This window comes from Paenibacillus sp. J22R67 (genome assembly GCF_059692175.1).
In genome coordinates, this window is the sequence record NZ_JCAUAX010000009.1 from 81,358 (window position 1) to 99,786 (window position 18,429).

General features: G+C 47.6%; 19 protein-coding genes. 12 read left to right on the forward strand and 7 right to left on the reverse strand.

The window, feature by feature from the left end:
* Positions 1-37: 37 nt before the first annotated feature.
* A complete protein-coding gene (locus AC58VC_RS27740) occupies positions 38-1,783 on the reverse strand; it encodes a sigma-54-dependent Fis family transcriptional regulator (RefSeq protein WP_497373458.1) in 1,746 nt (581 codons plus the stop codon).
* Between the two features lie 237 nt (positions 1,784-2,020).
* Here AC58VC_RS27740 and adh point away from each other — a divergent pair, with 237 nt between their 5' ends.
* From adh to AC58VC_RS27770, 6 genes are all read left to right on the forward strand, one after another.
* Entirely contained in the window at positions 2,021-3,541 is a 1,521-nt protein-coding gene (adh, locus tag AC58VC_RS27745; RefSeq protein ID WP_497373460.1) for an aldehyde dehydrogenase, read from the forward strand.
* Positions 3,542-3,554: 13 nt separating this feature from the next.
* Positions 3,555-3,917, forward strand: a complete 363-nt coding sequence (locus AC58VC_RS27750; RefSeq protein WP_315954383.1) for a DUF779 domain-containing protein — start codon at positions 3,555-3,557, stop codon at positions 3,915-3,917.
* Positions 3,918-4,044: 127 nt separating this feature from the next.
* Positions 4,045-5,331 carry an RNA polymerase factor sigma-54 gene (gene rpoN, locus AC58VC_RS27755; protein ID WP_497373462.1) on the forward strand — a complete coding sequence of 429 codons (1,287 nt, stop codon included), beginning with the start codon at positions 4,045-4,047 and terminating at the stop codon, positions 5,329-5,331.
* A 164-nt stretch (positions 5,332-5,495) separates the two neighbouring features.
* Complete coding sequence (locus AC58VC_RS27760; protein ID WP_497373464.1) at positions 5,496-6,692, forward strand: Alp7A family actin-like protein; 1,197 nt, start codon at positions 5,496-5,498, stop codon at positions 6,690-6,692.
* A complete protein-coding gene (locus tag AC58VC_RS27765; protein WP_497373466.1) occupies positions 6,689-7,123 on the forward strand; it encodes a hypothetical protein in 435 nt (144 codons plus the stop codon). The genes AC58VC_RS27760 and AC58VC_RS27765 overlap by 4 nt, the downstream gene beginning before the upstream one ends.
* Positions 7,124-7,158: 35 nt before the next feature.
* On the forward strand, positions 7,159-7,620 hold the full coding sequence (locus AC58VC_RS27770; RefSeq protein WP_497373468.1) for a hypothetical protein: 462 nt from the start codon (positions 7,159-7,161) through the stop codon (positions 7,618-7,620).
* A 159-nt stretch (positions 7,621-7,779) separates the two neighbouring features.
* Here the strand turns inward: AC58VC_RS27770 and AC58VC_RS27775 are convergent, their stop codons facing one another.
* The 4 genes from AC58VC_RS27775 to AC58VC_RS27790 are packed head-to-tail and all read right to left on the reverse strand — an operon-like array spanning position 7,780 to position 11,536.
* Entirely contained in the window at positions 7,780-8,790 is a 1,011-nt protein-coding gene (locus AC58VC_RS27775) for a FecCD family ABC transporter permease (protein ID WP_497373470.1), read from the reverse strand.
* Entirely contained in the window at positions 8,787-9,785 is a 999-nt protein-coding gene (locus AC58VC_RS27780) for a FecCD family ABC transporter permease (protein WP_497373472.1), read from the reverse strand. The genes AC58VC_RS27775 and AC58VC_RS27780 overlap by 4 nt, the downstream gene beginning before the upstream one ends.
* Before the next feature lie 22 nt (positions 9,786-9,807).
* Positions 9,808-10,740 (reverse strand): iron-hydroxamate ABC transporter substrate-binding protein, encoded by a 933-nt coding sequence (locus AC58VC_RS27785; RefSeq protein ID WP_497373474.1) that lies wholly within the window; start codon positions 10,738-10,740, stop codon positions 9,808-9,810.
* On the reverse strand, positions 10,688-11,536 hold the full coding sequence (locus AC58VC_RS27790; RefSeq protein ID WP_497373476.1) for an ABC transporter ATP-binding protein: 849 nt from the start codon (positions 11,534-11,536) through the stop codon (positions 10,688-10,690). The genes AC58VC_RS27785 and AC58VC_RS27790 overlap by 53 nt, the downstream gene beginning before the upstream one ends.
* Before the next feature lie 178 nt (positions 11,537-11,714).
* Between AC58VC_RS27790 and AC58VC_RS27795 the strand changes: the two genes are divergently transcribed.
* From AC58VC_RS27795 to AC58VC_RS27815, 5 genes are all read left to right on the forward strand, one after another.
* Entirely contained in the window at positions 11,715-12,764 is a 1,050-nt protein-coding gene (locus AC58VC_RS27795) for an NAD(P)/FAD-dependent oxidoreductase (protein ID WP_497373478.1), read from the forward strand.
* A 96-nt stretch (positions 12,765-12,860) separates the two neighbouring features.
* Positions 12,861-13,646 carry an amino acid ABC transporter substrate-binding protein gene (locus AC58VC_RS27800; RefSeq protein WP_497373800.1) on the forward strand — a complete coding sequence of 262 codons (786 nt, stop codon included), beginning with the start codon at positions 12,861-12,863 and terminating at the stop codon, positions 13,644-13,646.
* A gap of 12 nt (positions 13,647-13,658) precedes the next feature.
* Entirely contained in the window at positions 13,659-14,339 is a 681-nt protein-coding gene (locus tag AC58VC_RS27805) for an amino acid ABC transporter permease (protein WP_497373480.1), read from the forward strand.
* Between the two features lie 23 nt (positions 14,340-14,362).
* Complete coding sequence (locus AC58VC_RS27810; RefSeq protein ID WP_497373802.1) at positions 14,363-15,127, forward strand: amino acid ABC transporter ATP-binding protein; 765 nt, start codon at positions 14,363-14,365, stop codon at positions 15,125-15,127.
* 123 nt (positions 15,128-15,250) lie between these two features.
* A complete protein-coding gene (locus tag AC58VC_RS27815) occupies positions 15,251-15,604 on the forward strand; it encodes a hypothetical protein (protein WP_497373482.1) in 354 nt (117 codons plus the stop codon).
* Positions 15,605-15,686: 82 nt separating this feature from the next.
* Here the strand turns inward: AC58VC_RS27815 and AC58VC_RS27820 are convergent, their stop codons facing one another.
* Positions 15,687-16,118: a VOC family protein gene (locus tag AC58VC_RS27820; RefSeq protein ID WP_497373484.1), complete on the reverse strand. Its 432-nt coding sequence runs from the start codon at positions 16,116-16,118 to the stop codon at positions 15,687-15,689.
* Positions 16,119-16,369: 251 nt separating this feature from the next.
* Between AC58VC_RS27820 and rlmN the strand changes: the two genes are divergently transcribed.
* Positions 16,370-17,452, forward strand: a complete 1,083-nt coding sequence (gene rlmN, locus AC58VC_RS27825) for a dual-specificity RNA methyltransferase RlmN (protein ID WP_497373486.1) — start codon at positions 16,370-16,372, stop codon at positions 17,450-17,452.
* Between the two features lie 291 nt (positions 17,453-17,743).
* Here rlmN and AC58VC_RS27830 read toward each other — a convergent pair whose 3' ends face one another.
* Complete coding sequence (locus tag AC58VC_RS27830) at positions 17,744-18,259, reverse strand: hypothetical protein (protein WP_497373804.1); 516 nt, start codon at positions 18,257-18,259, stop codon at positions 17,744-17,746.
* Positions 18,260-18,429 lie beyond the last annotated feature (170 nt).

An 18,429-nucleotide genomic window follows, 5' to 3' on the forward strand; every position in this document is an offset into this window, starting at 1 on the left:
TTAGTACGATAGTTACTCTTCTGTGACCATTGGTGCTTTAAGTAATCCCATATTCCTCGATCTTACGGTACAAAGTTGTTCTTCCGATCTTCAATTTGGCGGCTGCCTTGCTGAGATTCCACTCTGAGGCCTTCAGTGCCATCTTGATCGCCTTGATCTCCGCCTCTTTCAGGGTCAACGAATGCTCTTCGCCTGATCCATCTGTATCACTCTCATCGGAAGCTTCAAGCATTAGATGATCAGCATCAATCGGCTGATCCCCAGCCATGAAGATCGCTTGCATCAGAATGCTGTTCAGCTCTCTAATATTGCCCGGCCAACGGTAAGTTAGCAGCTTGTGCTTAGCGGCTTCTGTCAAGGCGCAGCACGGTGAAGCATGCTTCTCGAGCAGATGAAACGCCAAGGTCAGGATATCACTTCTTTCCCGTAAAGCAGGCAGGGTAATCGGGATGCCTTTCAGCCGATAGTAAAGATCGGTTCGGAATCCGCCAGTCTTCACCTCTGCGGCCAAATCCTTATTCGTTGCGGCAATCACGCGCACATCAATGGCTTTGCTCTTTGCACTCCCAACCGGAGTGATCATCCCATCCTGGAGCACTCGTAAAAGCGCGGCTTGCGCCCGAAGGGGCATATCACCGATTTCATCGAGGAAAATCGTGCCTTGATGCGCAGCCTCGAATTTCCCGATATTGCCGTCTTTACTAGCGCCTGTGAAAGCGCCGCGGGCATAGCCGAACAATTCGCTCTCGACAAGGCTATCTGGAATGGCGCTGCAGTTAAGTGCAATGAATGGCGCTCCAGACCGAGCGCTTGCGGTATGGATGGATTGCGCGAACAATTCTTTGCCCACGCCGCTTTCGCCCAAGAGCAGCACAGGGAAGTCGGAGGTTGAGGCCTTCTGAGCAAGGTCTTTCCTCTGCAGGAACGCAGGACAGGTGCCGACGAGATCCTTGAACGCATACAAATGCTGCCCATTTCCCGTCGTCCTTCGAATGGAAACCGACTGCCACATCTTTTGATGCTCATTATGTAGGGTTTGGACAGCAAAGCCATCCAGTTTCGGTAAGGGTTTACCGATCACAGCGCTGCCCATGATACGCATAGCGGCGTGATTCGCGCGGAGGATACGGTTATCTCGGCTTAGCGAGAGCAGCGGCATAGGATGATGCAAGGAGGAGTGATCCAGCTCTCTTAGCGTGATGAGGTGCTCCTTCTTCGACTCCTCTAGCATAATCTTGTTCTGTAGGGATTGAGCGGCTAAACAGGCGAGAGTCAAGGTATAAGCATGGAAATTCTCTTGCCTGCCGCTAATATTGACGATCCCGATAAGTTCGCCGATGGCGTTGAAGACAGGGGCAGAAGCGCAGGTTAGGAAATGGTTGGATTTAAAATAATGCTCTTCAGCATGCACGCGCACCGGCTTCCGCTCCGTAAGGGCGACGCCGATGGCATTCGTTCCTTTGCGATGTTCAGCCCAATTGGCGCCTACTTGCAGCTGAACGGCTAATGCTCTGCGCGAGAAGTCGATATCTCCTGCCGTGTGAATAATGGTGCCTTCCGGATCGATCAGTAGCGCCATCTGGCCTGACTCTTTGATGCCGGCATGCATGTGTTCAAATATTTGCTCGGTGTATTGGATGGTTTGCTCATTTTGTTTAAGTAGAGACTGCATATGAGTTCCAGTTAATATGTCATCGTCAATGGGGTCGGTGGGCACTAAACCAAACTCGTGACAGCGCTTCCAAGACGCCGCTGCTGTTTCGGATAAAAAGTTATTTTCCACGGATAGCAAAAAAGATCACCTCCATTGCAATCGTATCTTACCCGATCATACCATAGTTGCTTTTATTAATGGAGGGCTGCCAGAAAGAATGTCCCAAAATGGAACACATCCTTTGTATCAAAGCGGAACATCTAGCTTCGCGCACAATTCGAAAAGCTTGATGTGGCGGCATTTTGTCTGTTGGCACGATTCTTGCTTATCTATTCATGTATGCCATTTTAAGGAGGCTGAGCGAGAATGATTTATGCACAACCTGGACAAAACGGATCAAAAGTAACGTTCAAAAAACGGTATGAAAACTTTATCGGCGGGCAGTGGGTTGCGCCAGTTAAGGGGCAATACTTCGACAATCCGTCTCCTGTAAATAATCGTGTTTTCTGTGAGATCCCACGTTCTACTTCGGAGGATATTGAGCTGGCTTTGGATGCGGCACACGCTGCCAAAGAGGCATGGGGGCGTACGTCAGTTGCCGAGCGTGCTCTTATCTTAAATAAAATTGCTGATCGTATGGAAGCTAATTTGGAGTTGCTGGCTGTTGCCGAGACTTGGGATAACGGCAAGCCAGTTCGTGAAACACTTGCGGCCGATCTGCCGCTGGCGATCGATCATTTCCGCTATTTCGCAGGGAGCATCCGCGCTCAAGAAGGTACACTCAGCCAATTGGACGACAATATGGTGGCTTACCATTTTCATGAGCCGCTCGGCGTCGTCGGGCAGATCATCCCGTGGAACTTCCCGCTGCTGATGGCGACGTGGAAGCTTGCTCCGGCACTTGCGGCAGGCAATGCTGTGGTTCTCAAGCCCGCAGAGCAAACGCCGGCTTCCATTCTGGTGCTGCTCGAGCTCATTCAAGATTTACTGCCGCCAGGCGTCGTTAATGTCGTTAACGGGTTCGGACTTGAAGCGGGCAAACCGCTTGCCTCAAGCAGCCGAATCTCGAAGATTGCCTTTACGGGTGAAACGACAACAGGCCGCCTAATTATGCAGTATGCATCGCAGAATTTGATACCGGTTACCTTGGAGCTGGGCGGTAAGTCCCCGAACATCTTCTTTGAAGATGTGCTCGCGAAGGATGACGCTTTTTTCAATAAAGCGCTTGAAGGTTTTGCTATGTTCGCCCTCAACCAAGGAGAAGTGTGCACGAGTCCATCGCGCGCCTTGATTCAGGAATCGATTTACGATCAGTTTATGGAGAGAGCCCTTAAGCGGGTTGCTTCGATTACGCAAGGCAATCCTCTTGATACAACTACCATGATTGGTGCGCAAGCATCAACGGAGCAAGTTGAGAAAATTATGAGCTATATCAACATTGGCTCGCAGGAAGGTGCGGAATGTCTGATTGGCGGTGACAGGGGGAGAGTGGAAGGGGAGCTTTCCGAAGGCTACTACATCCAGCCAACCGTGCTGAAAGGGCATAACAAAATGAGAATTTTCCAAGAGGAAATTTTCGGACCTGTGCTCGCAGTTACGACGTTCAAGAACCAGGAAGAGGCGCTGGCGATTGCCAATGACACGCTGTATGGCCTTGGAGCGGGTGTCTGGACACGTGATATGAACACGGCTTACCGGATGGGCCGAAGCATTGAAGCGGGTCGTGTATGGACGAATTGCTATCATGCTTATCCTGCTCATGCAGCCTTTGGCGGTTATAAGACCTCAGGTATTGGCCGCGAGAATCACAAAATGATGCTGTCCCATTACCAGCAAACCAAAAACCTACTCGTCAGCTACAGCCCCGAAGCATTGGGCTTCTTCTAAGAGAGCTGCAGCGATGACGGAGGCAAGTAAGGTTGTTGCTACTGAGGCTGCTCTGGAGCTAATTGAAATCGTCAAAGCCAAACATGGTCCCGTTATGTTTCATCAATCCGGCGGCTGCTGCGACGGCAGCTCTCCCATGTGTTATGCGCAGGGGGAGTTTCTGATCGGTGACAGTGACGTCTGGCTGGGTGATATCGGCGGCGCCCCCTTTTATATGAGTAAGTCACAGTACGAGTATTGGAAAAACACGATGCTGATCATCGATGTGGTTCCCGGCAGGGGCGGGATGTTTTCGCTCGAAGGCCCGGAGGGCCGGCGGTTTCTGACGCGCTCCAGGATGTTTACGGAGGAAGAGCGGCGCGTACTAGGTTTGTAAGGAGTGAGCTGTACATAAGGGCCTAGCGATGCTTTATCGCTAGGTCTTATTTGCTTGGTAGATTTTACAGTGCACGCACGAATATACTAGTAGTAAGCGATTTCATAATTAGAGGAGGACCATACAGATGGATATTTCGTTGACGGCCGTGCAGGATCACAAAATGCTGCTCACGCCACACATGCGGCAATCCATGGAGATTCTGCACATGTCCTCCTCGGACTTGCATGAGTTGGTGAAGCAGCAAGCGAATGAAAATCCTTTTATTGAGCTGAAGGATATCAAAGAAAGCCGCCGTGTCAGCGGTTCTAACAACGATTGGTGGCTCAATGTTGATCATAGTGCTTCCGTTACGTTAGAATCGGTTTTACTAGAACAGGTAGCTTGTATGAATTTAGACAGTACATTAAAGATTCTTTGCAAATGGATCATAGGAAATCTGGATGCAAAAGGCTACCTTCCCTATACGAAAGAAGAAATTTCCTCTATACAAGGCTCCTCAATGGGGCATGTAAGTCAGGCTATTCAAATCGTTCAAAGCTTAGAGCCATACGGTGTTGGCGCTTCAACCTTAGCGGAATGTCTACTCCTCCAATTACAGCAGATGAAGGGGATAGAGCCCTTAATGATATCTTTGGTCCAGGAGGATCTGCCCGATATTGCCAAGGGAAAGCTTCATCAGTTAGCGGTGAAATATGGGACAGAGCTATCGCGTATCCAAGCAGGAATTGAACAGATAAAAGCGCTCAACCCTAAGCCTGGAGCTATGTACAGCAGAGAGCAGCCGCAGTATGTGATTCCGGATCTTAAGCTGAAGCTGGTGGAGGGGAGATATACCGTATTTCTGGAAAATGCTGCGCTACCGGGCATTACACTCAGCGATTCCTATCTCCGATTGATGGAACAGAAGGCTTCGCAAGATGCCTACCGTTTCTTGAAACAGCAATGGCAGGCGGCAAGGGGGCTTATGGACAGTATCGAACGAAGAAAAACTACACTGTTGCAAACAGCATGCCTCATATTTGAGCTTCAGGCTGATTTTTGTGCGAAGGGCACCGCGCATATCCTACCAATGACCATGAAGCAAGTAGCTGATGCGCTGCAAGTGCATGAATCTACCGTAAGCCGTACGGTTAGCCGAAAATATATTCAGACTCCGTGGGGGATGTTTGAGCTGAAGCATTTTTTCTCCTCTTCGATGAAGCAGGCCGATGGAACGTCGGTGTCTTCCTTTTACATGAAAGAGAAGATTCGTTTAGCCATTGCGGGAGAGTATCGAGACAAGCCCTTCTCTGATCAACAGCTGGCTGAGCTTTTAAATAGTAAGGGTCTCAACATTTCACGCAGAACAGTGGCTAAATATAGAGAGCAGATGCACATTCCACCGGCTGCAAAAAGACGATCTAACGTTTGAACGTTAAAGTTTAAACGTTAAGCCTTAAATTTCGAGGTTTAAATTTTAAAGTTTATTCCAATCAGCGTATTAAATTAACGGAATATTCCAAATACCCACCCATTCTACCTTCCTATTGCGAATAGGTATATAGATTCAAATCAAGGTAGGAGAGGGGAATTGACTTGACAAAGAACGAAGTCTTAACCACTACCATCACGCTTTCCATTGATAACGGCAGCAGTCATGTCAAGGTCATATATGACCATCTGGACTGTAGCTTCATATTCCCTAATGTACTAGCACAACCGTTTGGTGAACGATTTCTTTTGATGGAACAAGGTGATCCCCTGGATTTCCTCGACGTACAAATTACATCGCCTGCCATAGAAAGCGATCAGTACCGTCATGTTTACGTGGGGAATCTCGCCATTGGCGATGAAGGTATTCTCCATGAGATTGTCGGAGATAAGGCCGTGCAAAAGAAAGCCCAAAGACCTGAAACCATGGTGACGCTCCTGACAGCAGCGGCTTATGCAATTGCCAAAAAGCATGAAGACGCTATCAAAAAGGGGAAAAAGCGGATCAAAGCTGCCGTGAACCTAGGAACCGGCCTGCCGATTCGCGAAATCACGAAGTTCCGCGAGGAATTTGCCCGTAAAATCACCGGAGGAGTCCACTCTGTCACGTTCATAACGACTCCGGTTTTCAAAGGCATCACGGTGGAAATGGAGTTCGCGCTTCCAACCGATATCAGCATTGACGATGTATCCGGCGTTTATGATTTGGAAGGGACTTCGAAATCCCATCTGTCGCACAAGGGCTTCGGCATTGCCGATGTCGGCGGCGTTGATATGGATATCGCTTTCTTCCGACCAGGTCTAGATCTGGATCAAAGGCACTCTACTGGCGCCAAAATCTATCTCAACGATGCGCTGGAAAGCATTCGGAATGAGGTCAATGCGCAAGGCGAGGAGCTGCTTGCAAGCACAGCCGAATTAACGCTCATGCTCGTCAACAAAGAGTATGAGATCTATGCCGAGGGCAAGGTTGTGTTTGATATGACGAGCCTAATTAACAAGCACATGCGCATATTAGCCGAGAAAGTGCTGAAGTTCGCCCGCAGCTCATGGAAGCACGTTCGTTATGCGAATGAGTTTTGGTTTATCGGCGGTGGAGCTGTTGTTTTGCAGCCATGGATTGAGAAAATAAATGCCGAGCTGGGCCTGCCCATTCGGTTTGATACAGCTGAACACAGCCAATTCCGGAATGTGCGAGGAACCTTCCTCATGCTGGACCACGCGCTGAAACATGCGGACGATGAAGTTGCGGCCAGCACAGATGCCAAAGGAGTCTCCGAGAACGGGAGCGGTCAGGATTGAAAAAACGCCGATCTACCGTCTATGTTCGCTCTGGCAAGGATGTAACCTTGTATATTCCATCAGATACGCCGCCTGAGGTCATTGACTATTTAAATCAGTTGAAGATGGACGGCTATTTTAGCCAAGGTATTATCGATATTCTAACGAAATATGTTCGTGAAGAGCGCGTATCAGCATCTACATCTGCAAATTCTGAAATTGAAGTATTTCCCGGGAAAGAAAGGCTCCACGATATAGACATAGTAAGCTCTCGCTTAGAAACAGAAGAGGACGATCTCAATGTAGGGTTGGACGAGCTTCCTGAGCCTGCTCATGCAGCAATTGCGGAGGGGGAGCAGAAGAAATTTAGCTTGGCACAAATATTCCGGCAGTCCCGGCAAAATTCAGGGAAGCTAGTGCCTACCTCGGATCATGGAAGGGAGCCAGAGTAGGTGAACTCCATGATTCAAGATAAGGAGGACATCGAATGGATAACAACAATCAGGGGAAAGAAGCAGCTAGGCATTTTACATTGACTGATGAAATATTTCGTTATCCTGGCATGGATGTTTATACGCAAATGACCGTTATTGTGTTAAAATGCTTTTCCACAGAATCGAACCTCCCCGAGTTGGTCGATATTGCCAAGCTTGGTCGGATGAATCTTAAGCAGGCAACGAAAGCGATGCAGAATCTCGTGGAGATGAAAATTATTTCCCAGAAAATGTTTCGCCGGTTGGTCGGTGATTTCCAGGACGATCGGTTATCTTGGGCGGCCAAAGGTTTGCTAGCTTTTTGCAAGGAACATCCTCATATTGACTTATCCGACCTGTTGGAGCTATCCAGCGAATCAGGCGAGGACGAAAGCAGTATCCGCAAGGCACTAACAGAGCTGCACCAGTATGGTTACTTGGATGAGTATCCGGTGTGGAGTCAAATTGCTAATTGAGGGAAGTGACCGTAAAGTCACTAGCCCGAGGTAAAGTGCGGGGTACGGTTGCATTTGCGGGAAAAACTGCTTTTAAAAATAATTAAAAAAGCTATTCCTCCCAAAAATCGGAGAGGGATAGCTTTTTTGTATGCCGGTCCGAAAACAAGCTGTCTCTCCTCATGCTTTTTTCAGCAGTAAATACATGAAGTAAGGGGCACCGATTAATGCGACCATGATACCAGCCGCAATCCCATCGGGGTCGAGCAAATTGCGCCCGACCGTATCAGCCAGAAGCAGCAGCCATCCGCCGATAAGAATAGCGACAGGAACGAACAACTGATTCCTAGGCCCGACCAAAGCTTTCGCGATATGCGGAGCCATAAGTCCAATGAAGGTTATGCCTCCCGTAACGGAAACAGCCGAAGCGGCAAGAGCAACGGCGGCGAGAAGCAGGACGATACGCTCTTTTTCCACCGATACACCAACCCCAATCGCGACAGGCTCATTAAGCCCAAGCAGATTTAATCGGTTGGCTTTGTACAAGGTAAACGGGATGAGCACGACAAGCCACGGCAGAAGCGCCCAGATGAACGGCCAATCGGTTCCCCAGATGTTGCCTGCTAACCATTTGGCGATAAAGTCCACCTTCGCGCGCTCTGCTGACGAGATCACTACAATCATGATGCCGGATAACGCCATGGAGAAGCCAATCCCCATTAACACTAATCGGATAGGCTGAAGACCTTCTTTTCGACTATAAGAAAGCAAATAAATGCAGGCGGCCGTAAGCAATGCCCCGATAAAGGCAACTAGCGGAAGAAAATACACGAAGGAGCCTGCTTTTACCGGGAAAAAGAGAAAGAAGATGGCAACAGCGACACCCGCACCAGAGTTGATACCAATAATGCCGGGATCGGCTAAGTCATTACGTGTAACACCCTGCAGAATTGCACCGGATAGGGCAAGCGCCATACCTGCTAACAAGGTAATCAAAATACGAGGTAAACGAATCGAAAATAATACAAATTCTTCTTTGAACGTTCCATGCCCAAATAGGGTAGGGAGCAACCGGTTATAGGACAAGGACGAGTAGCCCAGCCCCATTCCGATCACAATCGTAACGATAATAAGTGCCAGAGCCCCAACGACAAGAAGGCGTTGTTTTCTGAGAATAGACGGATGAATCATGGGAAGGCTTTGCCCCCTTTGCGTACGATAAACAGGAAGAAAGGTAAGCCCAGCATCGCGACTATGGCCACAACAGGCGTTTCGTACGGCGCATTCATGGTGCGCCCAAGTGTATCTGCGAGCAGCATGAACGTACCACCAGAGACCGCGGACATTGGAATAATGAACCGGTAATCCGTGCCTACGATGGCTCGCACGACGTGCGGTATCATGAGTCCAATGAAAGCCATATTGCCGACAAGGGCAACGGAAGCACCTGCCAGCAGAATGATGATGATGAAGAGAATGGCTTTGATTTGCGCCGTATTCTGACCTAATCCGACTGCCACCTCTTCGCTTAAACTAAGAATGGTAAGCTGTCTCGAGAGCAGGAGAGCGACCAACGACCCTACCACGATAAAAGGCACAATCACTTTCAGCTGGTCCCAGGATGCGCCGATTAATCCGCCTGCTGTCCACATGGTGACATCCTTTGAAATTTTGAAATAGAGGCCGAGACCATCGGAAACGGCGTATAAAAAGGCTGAGATAGCGGCTCCGGCGAGCACGATGCGGATGGGTGAGAATCCGCCTTTTTTCATTGCCCCGATACCGAATACCAGAAGCGCCCCAATGGCCGCTCCAATGAAGCAAGCAAGCATGATGCCCAAGTAGCTTGTTGATGGGAATAAAGCGATTGTAAGAGCTAGTGCTGCGTTGGCTCCTGCCGTTAGACCCAGCAAGCCGGGGTCCGCCAGCGGGTTTCGCGTAATCCCTTGCATAATAGCCCCTGAAACGCCTAAAGCCGCTCCAACGAAAATCCCCGCGATTTCGCGGGGTAATCGAATTTCACGGATGATTGTAATCGCATCACTTGTGGTGTGTGAAGTTAGTGCCAGCCAGACATCCGAGAGGGTAGCATCTGCTGCCCCAAACACCATAGCAACAACAAACATTCCCACAAACACAAGGAGCCCAAGGGCAAATTTATAACCAAATGAAATGGCATGTTTCATCCGAAAAGGCTCCTCCGTGATGTTATTTAAGCAAGTTTTTGATGAAGAAATCTAGTTGGTATTCCAGCGTTAACGGATCGTTGAAGTAGAAAACCTTGGCGTTAGCTTCATACACATGACCGCTTTTTGCAGCCGTTGTATTCTTGTATGTCTCTGTTTGTTGGAAAGAGTTGTCGGCATCCGGGTTTTTACTGAAAATCACGTAATCACCCATGAATTGTGGCAGAACTTCCGTAGACAAGGCATAATAGCCTTCTTTCAAAGCCATTTCCTTCACTTTTGCAGGCATAGGCAATTTCATTTCTTGATAAAGAATTTCGGTTCCACGGCCCCAGTTGTCGCCATAAACGTAAAGCTGTTTGTCGAAGCTCTCGATGACGGAAATGGTTTTATCAGCACCGATTTTGGCTTTAATGTCAGTACCCGCTTTTTGTGCGCGACTCTTGAAGTCATCAACCCAAGCTTTCGCTTCTTTTTCTTTGTTCAAAAGCTTGCCGATTTCGATATGTTGCGTCAGATAGTCAACTTTTCCGTAGGTGTATGTAACGGTTGGTGCGATTTGCTTAAGTTTATCCAAGTTTTTGATATCGGATAGGCCGATAATGAGATCAGGTTTCAATTCAATAATTTTTTCTAAATTTTCATCCGAAACTTCCTGCACATCTTTTAGAGTTTTGTCGAAATTAGGGTTGGCTTTGGACCAGGACTCCACACCGACAAGCTTCACATTTAACGCCATTACGTTTCCTGCAAAAGCGGAAAGGACAATGACACGTTGCGGATTCGCAGGTACTTCCACGGGGCCGCTCTCGGATTGATAAGTGATTGTTTTGGATCCAGCTGCAGCAGCTGCTGGTGTCGCAGCAACTTCTTCTTTCTTCGGAGCTGCGGATCCGCAAGCGCTAGTAGCTAGTACTAGGATGAAGAGCAGGAATGGAATGAGTAGTTTTTTCACTTGAATAGTCTCCCTTTAATAAATTATAGGTAATACACATGGGCTTATGGGTTCGAGGATCTCTTCCGATCTCCGCATCAATTTGGAAAACTTGTTTGAGAACCTCAGGCTGCATCACTTCTTCGCAGTCACCGGCTTTGACGATTTCACCATCCTTCAGTGCGATAATGTAATCAGCGAAGCGAGCGGCTTGGTTCAAGTCGTGGAGCACCATGACAATTGTCCGGCCTTGTTCCCGATTCAATCTTTGCAACAGCTCTAGCACCTCTAGCTGATGGGCCAAATCCAGATAGGTCGTTGGCTCATCCAGGAAAATAATATCGGTTTCCTGTGCGATAGCCATCGCAATCCAAACGCGCTGACGTTGACCGCCCGATAAGGAATCGACAGGTCGATATTTGAAATCTTGGGTGCCAGTCACTTCGAGCGCCCAATCAATGGCGTCATAGTCCTTTTTTGTCAACCGGCCAAAACCAGTTTGATAGGGGAAGCGGCCATAAGACACTAATTCACCAACGGTCAATCCGCTGGCGCTTTCAGGCGTTTGTGGGAGGATCGCCATTTTTTTGGCGAGAACTTTGGTGTTTTCTTTGGAGATGAGTGCCCCATCCAGAACGATACGTCCAGATTGGTGAGGAATAATCCGCGTTGTTGCTTTCAAAAGGGTGGATTTGCCGCACCCGTTAGCGCCGATAATGGTCGTAATTTTTTTGTCGGGAATGGAGGCACTGAGATTTTTGACAATCGAACGTTCTCCATAACTAATGTTGAGTTCATCTATGAATAGGCGAACCATGATACACCTCCGGATGACATCGATAGTGATAATCATTATCATCAAGATAACTAAACATACTTTAAGGCAACAACATGAGGTTGTCAACGATTATTTTTGTTGTCAAAAGAAAAAAATAGCTTTATATTTAATTGATAATGATAATCAATTGCATGTCAGTGTGGAGGAGTGAACGTATATGGGCAACCAGGAATTGTTTGATGTAACGGTCATCGGAGGAGGCCCAGCAGGGCTGTATTCTGCTTTCTATAGCGGCTTGAGAGAAATGAAAACAAAGATCATCGAGTATCAGCCACAGTTGGGTGGCAAGGTGCATGTCTATCCCGAGAAGATGATTTGGGACGTTGGCGGTCATACGCCGCTGCCAGGTGCAAAGTTGATAGAGAAACTTGTCGAACAAGGATTAACGTTCTCACCAGAAGTTGTATTGAATGAGAAAGTTGATTCGATTACACGGAATGAAGAAGGGGTTTTCGAACTACTCACTGCGTCCGGGGTGAAGCATTTGTCGAAAACAGTCATTGTCGCGGTAGGCGGTGGTATTCTTAATCCTAAAAGGCTGGAAATCGAAGGCGCGGAGCGGTACGAGGTGTCTAATCTGAATTATACCGTGAAGTCTCTGGAGCGCTTTAAGGGTAAAACCGTCGTCATTTCTGGCGGGGGCAATTCAGCTGTTGATTGGGCAAATGAGCTGGAGCCTGTAGCTGGCAAGGTGTATTTAACGTATCGCAAAGACGCGCTTTCTGGCCATGAAGCTCAAGTGAAGCAGCTGTTGGAAAGCTCAGTGGAATGTATCTTAAATACGTCCATTTCCAAATTAATTGCTGGCGCAAATCACGAAACAATCGAACATATTCAGCTTGAGAACCACGAAACGGGAGAAATTTCGTATCTAGAAATCGATGAAGTCATTATTAATCACGGCTACGAGCGGGATACGACTTTGCTTCAAAATAGTGAAGTGAAGATTGAGATCGTAGACGACTATTATATTAAAGGCAGCGCGGCAAGCGAATCTTCCATCGAGGGCATCTATGCAGCCGGAGACATTCTCTATCACGAGGGGAAGGTCCATCTGATTGCGGGCGCTTTCCATGATGCAGCGAATGCTGTAAATAAAGCGAAACAATACATACAGCCAGGCGCCTATAAGTATGCTATGGTTTCCTCGCATAATGAAGTTTTCAAAGAACGGAATCGGGAATTAGTGAAGCAAATGTTCAGTTAGTTGGACTCTTAAAATTGGATTGTTTGGGAATAATACCTCTCGTACAAACAAAAACGTAAAACGTATTGTTTACGGGAGGTTACACATTTGAAGAAAATCATCCGAATAACCTTCACGCTAACCGCGGTCTTAACGCTCGTGGGTTGTGGCGCCAAAGAGGGGCAGCAGGCAGGAGATAGCAGCAGTGCTCCAACGACTAAGCCAGCAACAGAAATAACAATTGGGACCGAAGGAACGTATGCGCCATTCACGTTTCATGATAAGAGCGGGACTTTAACGGGCTTCGATGTAGAGATTGCCCAAGAAGTTGCTAAACGTGCGGGTCTTACTCCGCGTTTCGTAGAAACCAAGTGGGATGGGATGATTGCCGGTCTCGACGCAAAACGCTACGACATGGTCGCCAACGAAGTGGCGATACGTCCAGACCGCCTGGAGAAGTACGATATGTCAACGCCGTACATCGTATCTCGAGCGGTTCTTGTTGTTGGGGCAAATAACACCGATATTAAATCTTTGGATGACTTGAAGGGGAAGAAGGTAGGCCAATCCCTTGATAGTAATTATCGGAAAGTAGCGGAGGACCATGGCGCCGTGAATACCGTGGTCGAGGGCTTCAACCAAGCGATCGACTTGGTTACGTCTGGCCGTATTGATGCGACGATCAATGACAGCCTGTCATTTTTGGATTTGAAGAAGCAGCGCCCCGATCTGCCGATCAAAACGGTCTACGAGGAGCCAGAAGCCACCAGTAATGCTTTTCTTTTGCGTAAGGGGAGCACGGAGCTGCTGGATAAAGTGAATAAGGCTCTAGCCGATATGAAGTCTGATGGAACGTACCTGAAGATTTCACAAAAATGGTTCAATTCTGATGTTTCGAAGTAAGGAACCCGGCATATGACAACGGAGCGCATGGAGCGAATTATAGGAATCCTTAGTGATTCCTTTTTTCCGATTGTAAAAGCAGGCGTGGCCTACACGATTCCCCTGACCTTAATTACGTTCGCATTAGGATTGATTCTGGCTTTTCTCACGGCGTTAGCCCGCTTGTCCGACTTTAAACTTCTGGTGCTTATCGCAAGGTTCTACGTTTGGGTATTCCGCGGTACGCCGCTGCTTGTTCAGCTGTTTATTCTGTTCTACGGCTTTCCGAGTTTGGGGATCACGCTGGACCCTTTTCCGACGGCTATTATTGGTTTCACTTTAAATAAGGGCGCCTACAGCTCAGAAATTATTCGCGCAGCGATCTTGTCTATTCCGAAAGGTCAAAGAGAGGCCGCCTATTCAATAGGCATGACCAAGTGGCAGGCGATGCGGCGCATCATACTTCCGCAGGCGGTACGCGTAGCCATTCCGCCGCTTGGCAACTCTTTCATTAGCCTCACGAAAGATACATCACTTGCTGCGACGATTACGGTCACAGAGATGTTCCAGAAAGGACAGCAGATCGCCTCGGTGACCTATGAACCTCTCTGGCTGTACATGGAGGTAGCCGTTGTTTACTTGATCTTCAGCACGGTGCTGTCTTACTTCCAGAACAGGCTGGAAAGACGGTACGAACGCAGCGTAGCAACGTAAAGGAGGGCTTAAACATCATTCAGATCGAGATCGAACAGCTGCATAAGCATTTTCACGGCGTAGAAGTTCTGAAAGGGATCGATTTGTCTGTTCAAAAGGGCACAACGACCGTCATTATTGGGCCCTCCGGTTCAGGCAAAACGACGCTGCTTCGCTGTCTAAATCTTCTGGAAATCCCGAATCAAGGCAGGTTAACACTCGCAGATACGAGCATTTCTTTTACAGGCAAATCCAAGGTGAGTTACGCTTCTCTGATGTCGATACGCAAGCAAACGGGGATGGTCTTTCAGAACTATAATCTATTTCCTCATTTAACGGCGTTAGGCAATGTGATGGAGGGACAAGTCATTGTTCAAAAACGCTCCAAATCCGATGCTCGGAACCTATCTCTGCAGCTGCTGGACAAGGTAGGTCTGCGGGATCGTGCTGACAGCTACCCTCATGAGCTTTCTGGTGGTCAGCAGCAGCGCGTGGGTATTGCCCGGGCAATGGCCCTGCATCCGGAGGTGCTATTATTCGATGAGCCGACCTCGGCGCTGGACCCTGAGCTTGTTGGCGAAGTTCTCAAGGTAATGAAGGACCTATCAGCCGAAGGCATGACGATGGTCATTGTCACACATGAAATGGCGTTTGCCAAAGAGGTGGCTGACCAAGTCGTGTTCATGGACCAAGGCGTCATTATGGAAAGAGGTAGTGCGGAGCAGGTCTTCGAATTGTCAAAGAACGAGCGAACCATGCAATTTCTGAGAAAAATACAGGGCAGGCCTATGTTTACAAATTTTTCCTAACAAAAGACGACAATATTCCTTGGCATTCCCGAAAAATACTATAATCTTGCTCCCCTCACTTCGACAGCTATTCCAAACGGGGTGTTGTACTATTTTAGTACATACATCTAGGAGGTGCAGTGGTTGATAGATAAGAATATGAAGAGCAGAGCAGTCTGGTTCGTTAATAGTGAAATGGAGCGGGTTGTTAGGGATTTGGAAAGTGGGATCATCACTAAGGATCAAGCCATTGGCAGTTTGAATACACTTTTCAACATCTGTTCTGGGATTGAGGATACGATGCAAATGCAAATGATTTGTAGAATGACTGCCTACATAAGATCGACAAGCTTTTATGGTCAAATCAGGAAAATGTATGCTAGCAAAATGTTTCATGAGCAGCCAGCATCAACGCCAGCACCTGCAGCGGTACAAGTGCCTGTAACGGAAGAGATAGCAGCAACTTCTATGAAAATCCTCGAGAAGATCGTTCGATAAGCATGTTATGGGTTCTACATAAAAAAGCCTTCAATCCAACGGTAGAAATGGAATGAAGGCTTTTTGGCTTGTCGATTGGACCTTAGTTATTAGTTGGTTGGTCTGTGAAAATGTGGAAGCCCACACCAAACTTGTCAACTACTTGACCGTAAGCAGGGCTGAAGTGAGATTCAGACAACGGTATGATAACGCGTCCGCCATCTTCGAGTGCATGGTAGATCGCTTTGGATTTCTCAACATCCTTGATTGAAATGCAAATGGTAACATTTGCACCCTTCTGAACAGGTTGTCCAGGGAATGCGTCGGACAGCATCAGGCGCGTTTCGCCGACCATCAGCATCGCATGTCCAATAAGCTCATTTGCCTCTGAAGGGAGCGGGAATTCAGGATTTGCGGGCATTTCGCCAAACGTTTGTACGAAAACTTGCTGGGCACCTAATGCCTTTTCATAGAATTGAATGGCTTCCTTAGCGTTACCTTCCATGACTAAATAAGGATCTAAGCGTACTGTCATCATCCTTCAGCTCCTTGGGTTAAATTTGAATAGAATCATTGCTAAAAACCTTACCTCTTATTATTACCATAAAACGCTGCAAAAATAAAGAACATATGTTCGATCAATCTTTAAATGTTTTATGAACTGCTGGAAGCTCACTCCTCTTGTGTTCATGCACGATTTTTGGCACAATAATAACTAGATGGTAGGCTTCGGCTGTTTCGTAGAATTTTGGACTGTAAGTGAAAGTCTTGAAAAGAGGATAAAGCATGAATAAAGGGTCCATTTATGGATTAACATTTGATCAATTAGTTGCTTGGCTCGCTGAAAAAGGATTCAAAAAGTCGCGGGCTTTACTTGTATGGGATTGGCTGTATCGGAAGCGGGTAACCGCCTTCTCGGAGATGACGGATATCAAACAGGACTGCCTTCAGGTGCTGGAAGAACATTTTGCCATCCAAACCTTGACGGAGCATTTAAAACAAGAGTCGGCAGACGGGACGATTAAATTCCTGTTTAAACTGATGGACGGCAACTTGATTGAAACCGTGCTGATGCGGCATAAATACGGGCTATCGGTGTGTGTAACGACACAGGTCGGCTGCAATATCGGGTGCAGCTTCTGTGCAAGCGGTCTGCTGGCTAAGAGCCGTGACCTCACAAGCGCAGAAATCGTGGAACAAATTATGAAGGTTCAGCTTCATCTGGACAGCAAGGGTGCAAGTGAGCACGTGAGCCATATTGTTGTGATGGGGATCGGCGAGCCTTTCGATAATTTCAAGAACATGGTGGATTTCATCCGCGTCGTAAAGGATCAGAAAGGTCTTGATATTGCCGCTAGACATATCACTGTTTCCACAAGTGGTCTTGCTGATAAAATTAGAGAATTCGCGGATTCTGATTTGAAGACGAACCTCGCGATTTCCTTGCATGCACCGACGAACGAGCTTCGAACGCGGATCATGAAAATTAACAAAGCCATTCCAATTGAGAAGTTGATGAGTTCGATTGAGTACTATTTGGAGAAAACAAACCGGAGAATTACGATTGAGTATATTTTGCTGAAGGATGTGAACGACGGCAAGGAGCATGCGATCCAACTTGCTGAGTTGATTCAGCACATCCGCCAACTCGCTAATGTGAATCTCATTCCTTACAATCCGGTAGATGAGCATAGCCAGTATCAACGGAGCGAGCGGGAGTCTGTGCGAGCTTTCTATGATACGCTCAAAAAGCAGGGCATTTCCTGCAGCGTTCGTCTTGAGCACGGAACGGATATTGATGCCGCTTGTGGACAATTACGAAGCAAACAGATCAAGAAATCCACAGAGGATAACTTGGTTGCCCAATAAAAAAGAACCTTCCCTACCACATTTCGTGGTTGGGAAGGTTTTTTTGTGAACAAAAGTGCTTGGGAGGAACTAGAGTCCACTATTTATTTGAATGGATACAAATTTCATGGGCGAGGGGAACTACGTTCCGTTATTTCATGAATTCCATCCGAAAAACGTGCCACGGGGGACATATAAGGCCCTGTAGTTCCGATCAGAGTGGAAATAGCTCTTTTTTCTCCAGATAGAGGACTACAGTTCCCCTAAGTATACGGAAAAGAGCATCAGGAGGACGCCCGACGCTCTTTCACATTAAAACTTGCTAGTCTCCCGACCGCTGCGCATAAACATCAAGGCCAAGCCGGTACCAATGAGCACGATGGCGAAGATAGGCTGATTGTGGAAGATGCCGGAGAAGAGTGATCCGATCGAGAAAATCGCAAAGAACAAGAGGGACATCACAGTCAAAATGTTGATCGGAATAAGCAGCCATTTGTTACGTCCTCCGAACCAGTATAGTTCGAATAAACCAACGGCGACGGCAAGCATAAAGCCAGGCCACATGAGATGCCAAATATCGAACAGCATGGAAATTTGGCAAATGACGCCTGCCGTTAGCAGAATGCCGCCTGGCACTAGAACGCCTACGCCCCTGCGCTGCAGGATGAAGAAGTACAACCAATGAAAGAACACACCCACTGGGATGACGAATAGGGTTGGCCAAAAATATTCAAAAATGGTACCCGTGCTGAACGTGATTTCCCCTTTTAGAAACATGAAGATGCCTAAAAGGATCAAGATCGGGCCGAGAAAAGCGCTGCGATTCATATTCACTATACTCACTCCTTATTAGTCTAATCATTGCATCTAGCATATCACGTGACTAGGAACGTGTCCTCCTGCTTAGGTGGAGGAGGCTCTCAGTCTGGAGACTGATTTTGCCTAGCTGATTTGCTGCATGGTAACGTCTTGCTGCGGGCTTCCTCCCTCTTTTATGA

Coding starts and splice junctions, on each gene's coding strand:
- adh (WP_497373460.1), top strand. CDS start 2,021: ATGATTTATGCACAACCTGGACAAAACGGATCAAAAGTAACGTTCAAA.
- AC58VC_RS27790 (WP_497373476.1), bottom strand. CDS start 11,536: ATGGTTCGCCTATTCATAGATGAACTCAACATTAGTTATGGAGAACGT.
- AC58VC_RS27775 (WP_497373470.1), bottom strand. CDS start 8,790: ATGATTCATCCGTCTATTCTCAGAAAACAACGCCTTCTTGTCGTTGGG.
- AC58VC_RS27820 (WP_497373484.1), bottom strand. CDS start 16,118: ATGACAGTACGCTTAGATCCTTATTTAGTCATGGAAGGTAACGCTAAG.
- rlmN (WP_497373486.1), top strand. CDS start 16,370: ATGAATAAAGGGTCCATTTATGGATTAACATTTGATCAATTAGTTGCT.
- AC58VC_RS27770 (WP_497373468.1), top strand. CDS start 7,159: ATGGATAACAACAATCAGGGGAAAGAAGCAGCTAGGCATTTTACATTG.
- AC58VC_RS27805 (WP_497373480.1), top strand. CDS start 13,659: ATGACAACGGAGCGCATGGAGCGAATTATAGGAATCCTTAGTGATTCC.
- rpoN (WP_497373462.1), top strand. CDS start 4,045: ATGGATATTTCGTTGACGGCCGTGCAGGATCACAAAATGCTGCTCACG.
- AC58VC_RS27830 (WP_497373804.1), bottom strand. CDS start 18,259: ATGAATCGCAGCGCTTTTCTCGGCCCGATCTTGATCCTTTTAGGCATC.
- AC58VC_RS27780 (WP_497373472.1), bottom strand. CDS start 9,785: ATGAAACATGCCATTTCATTTGGTTATAAATTTGCCCTTGGGCTCCTT.
- AC58VC_RS27795 (WP_497373478.1), top strand. CDS start 11,715: ATGGGCAACCAGGAATTGTTTGATGTAACGGTCATCGGAGGAGGCCCA.
- AC58VC_RS27750 (WP_315954383.1), top strand. CDS start 3,555: ATGACGGAGGCAAGTAAGGTTGTTGCTACTGAGGCTGCTCTGGAGCTA.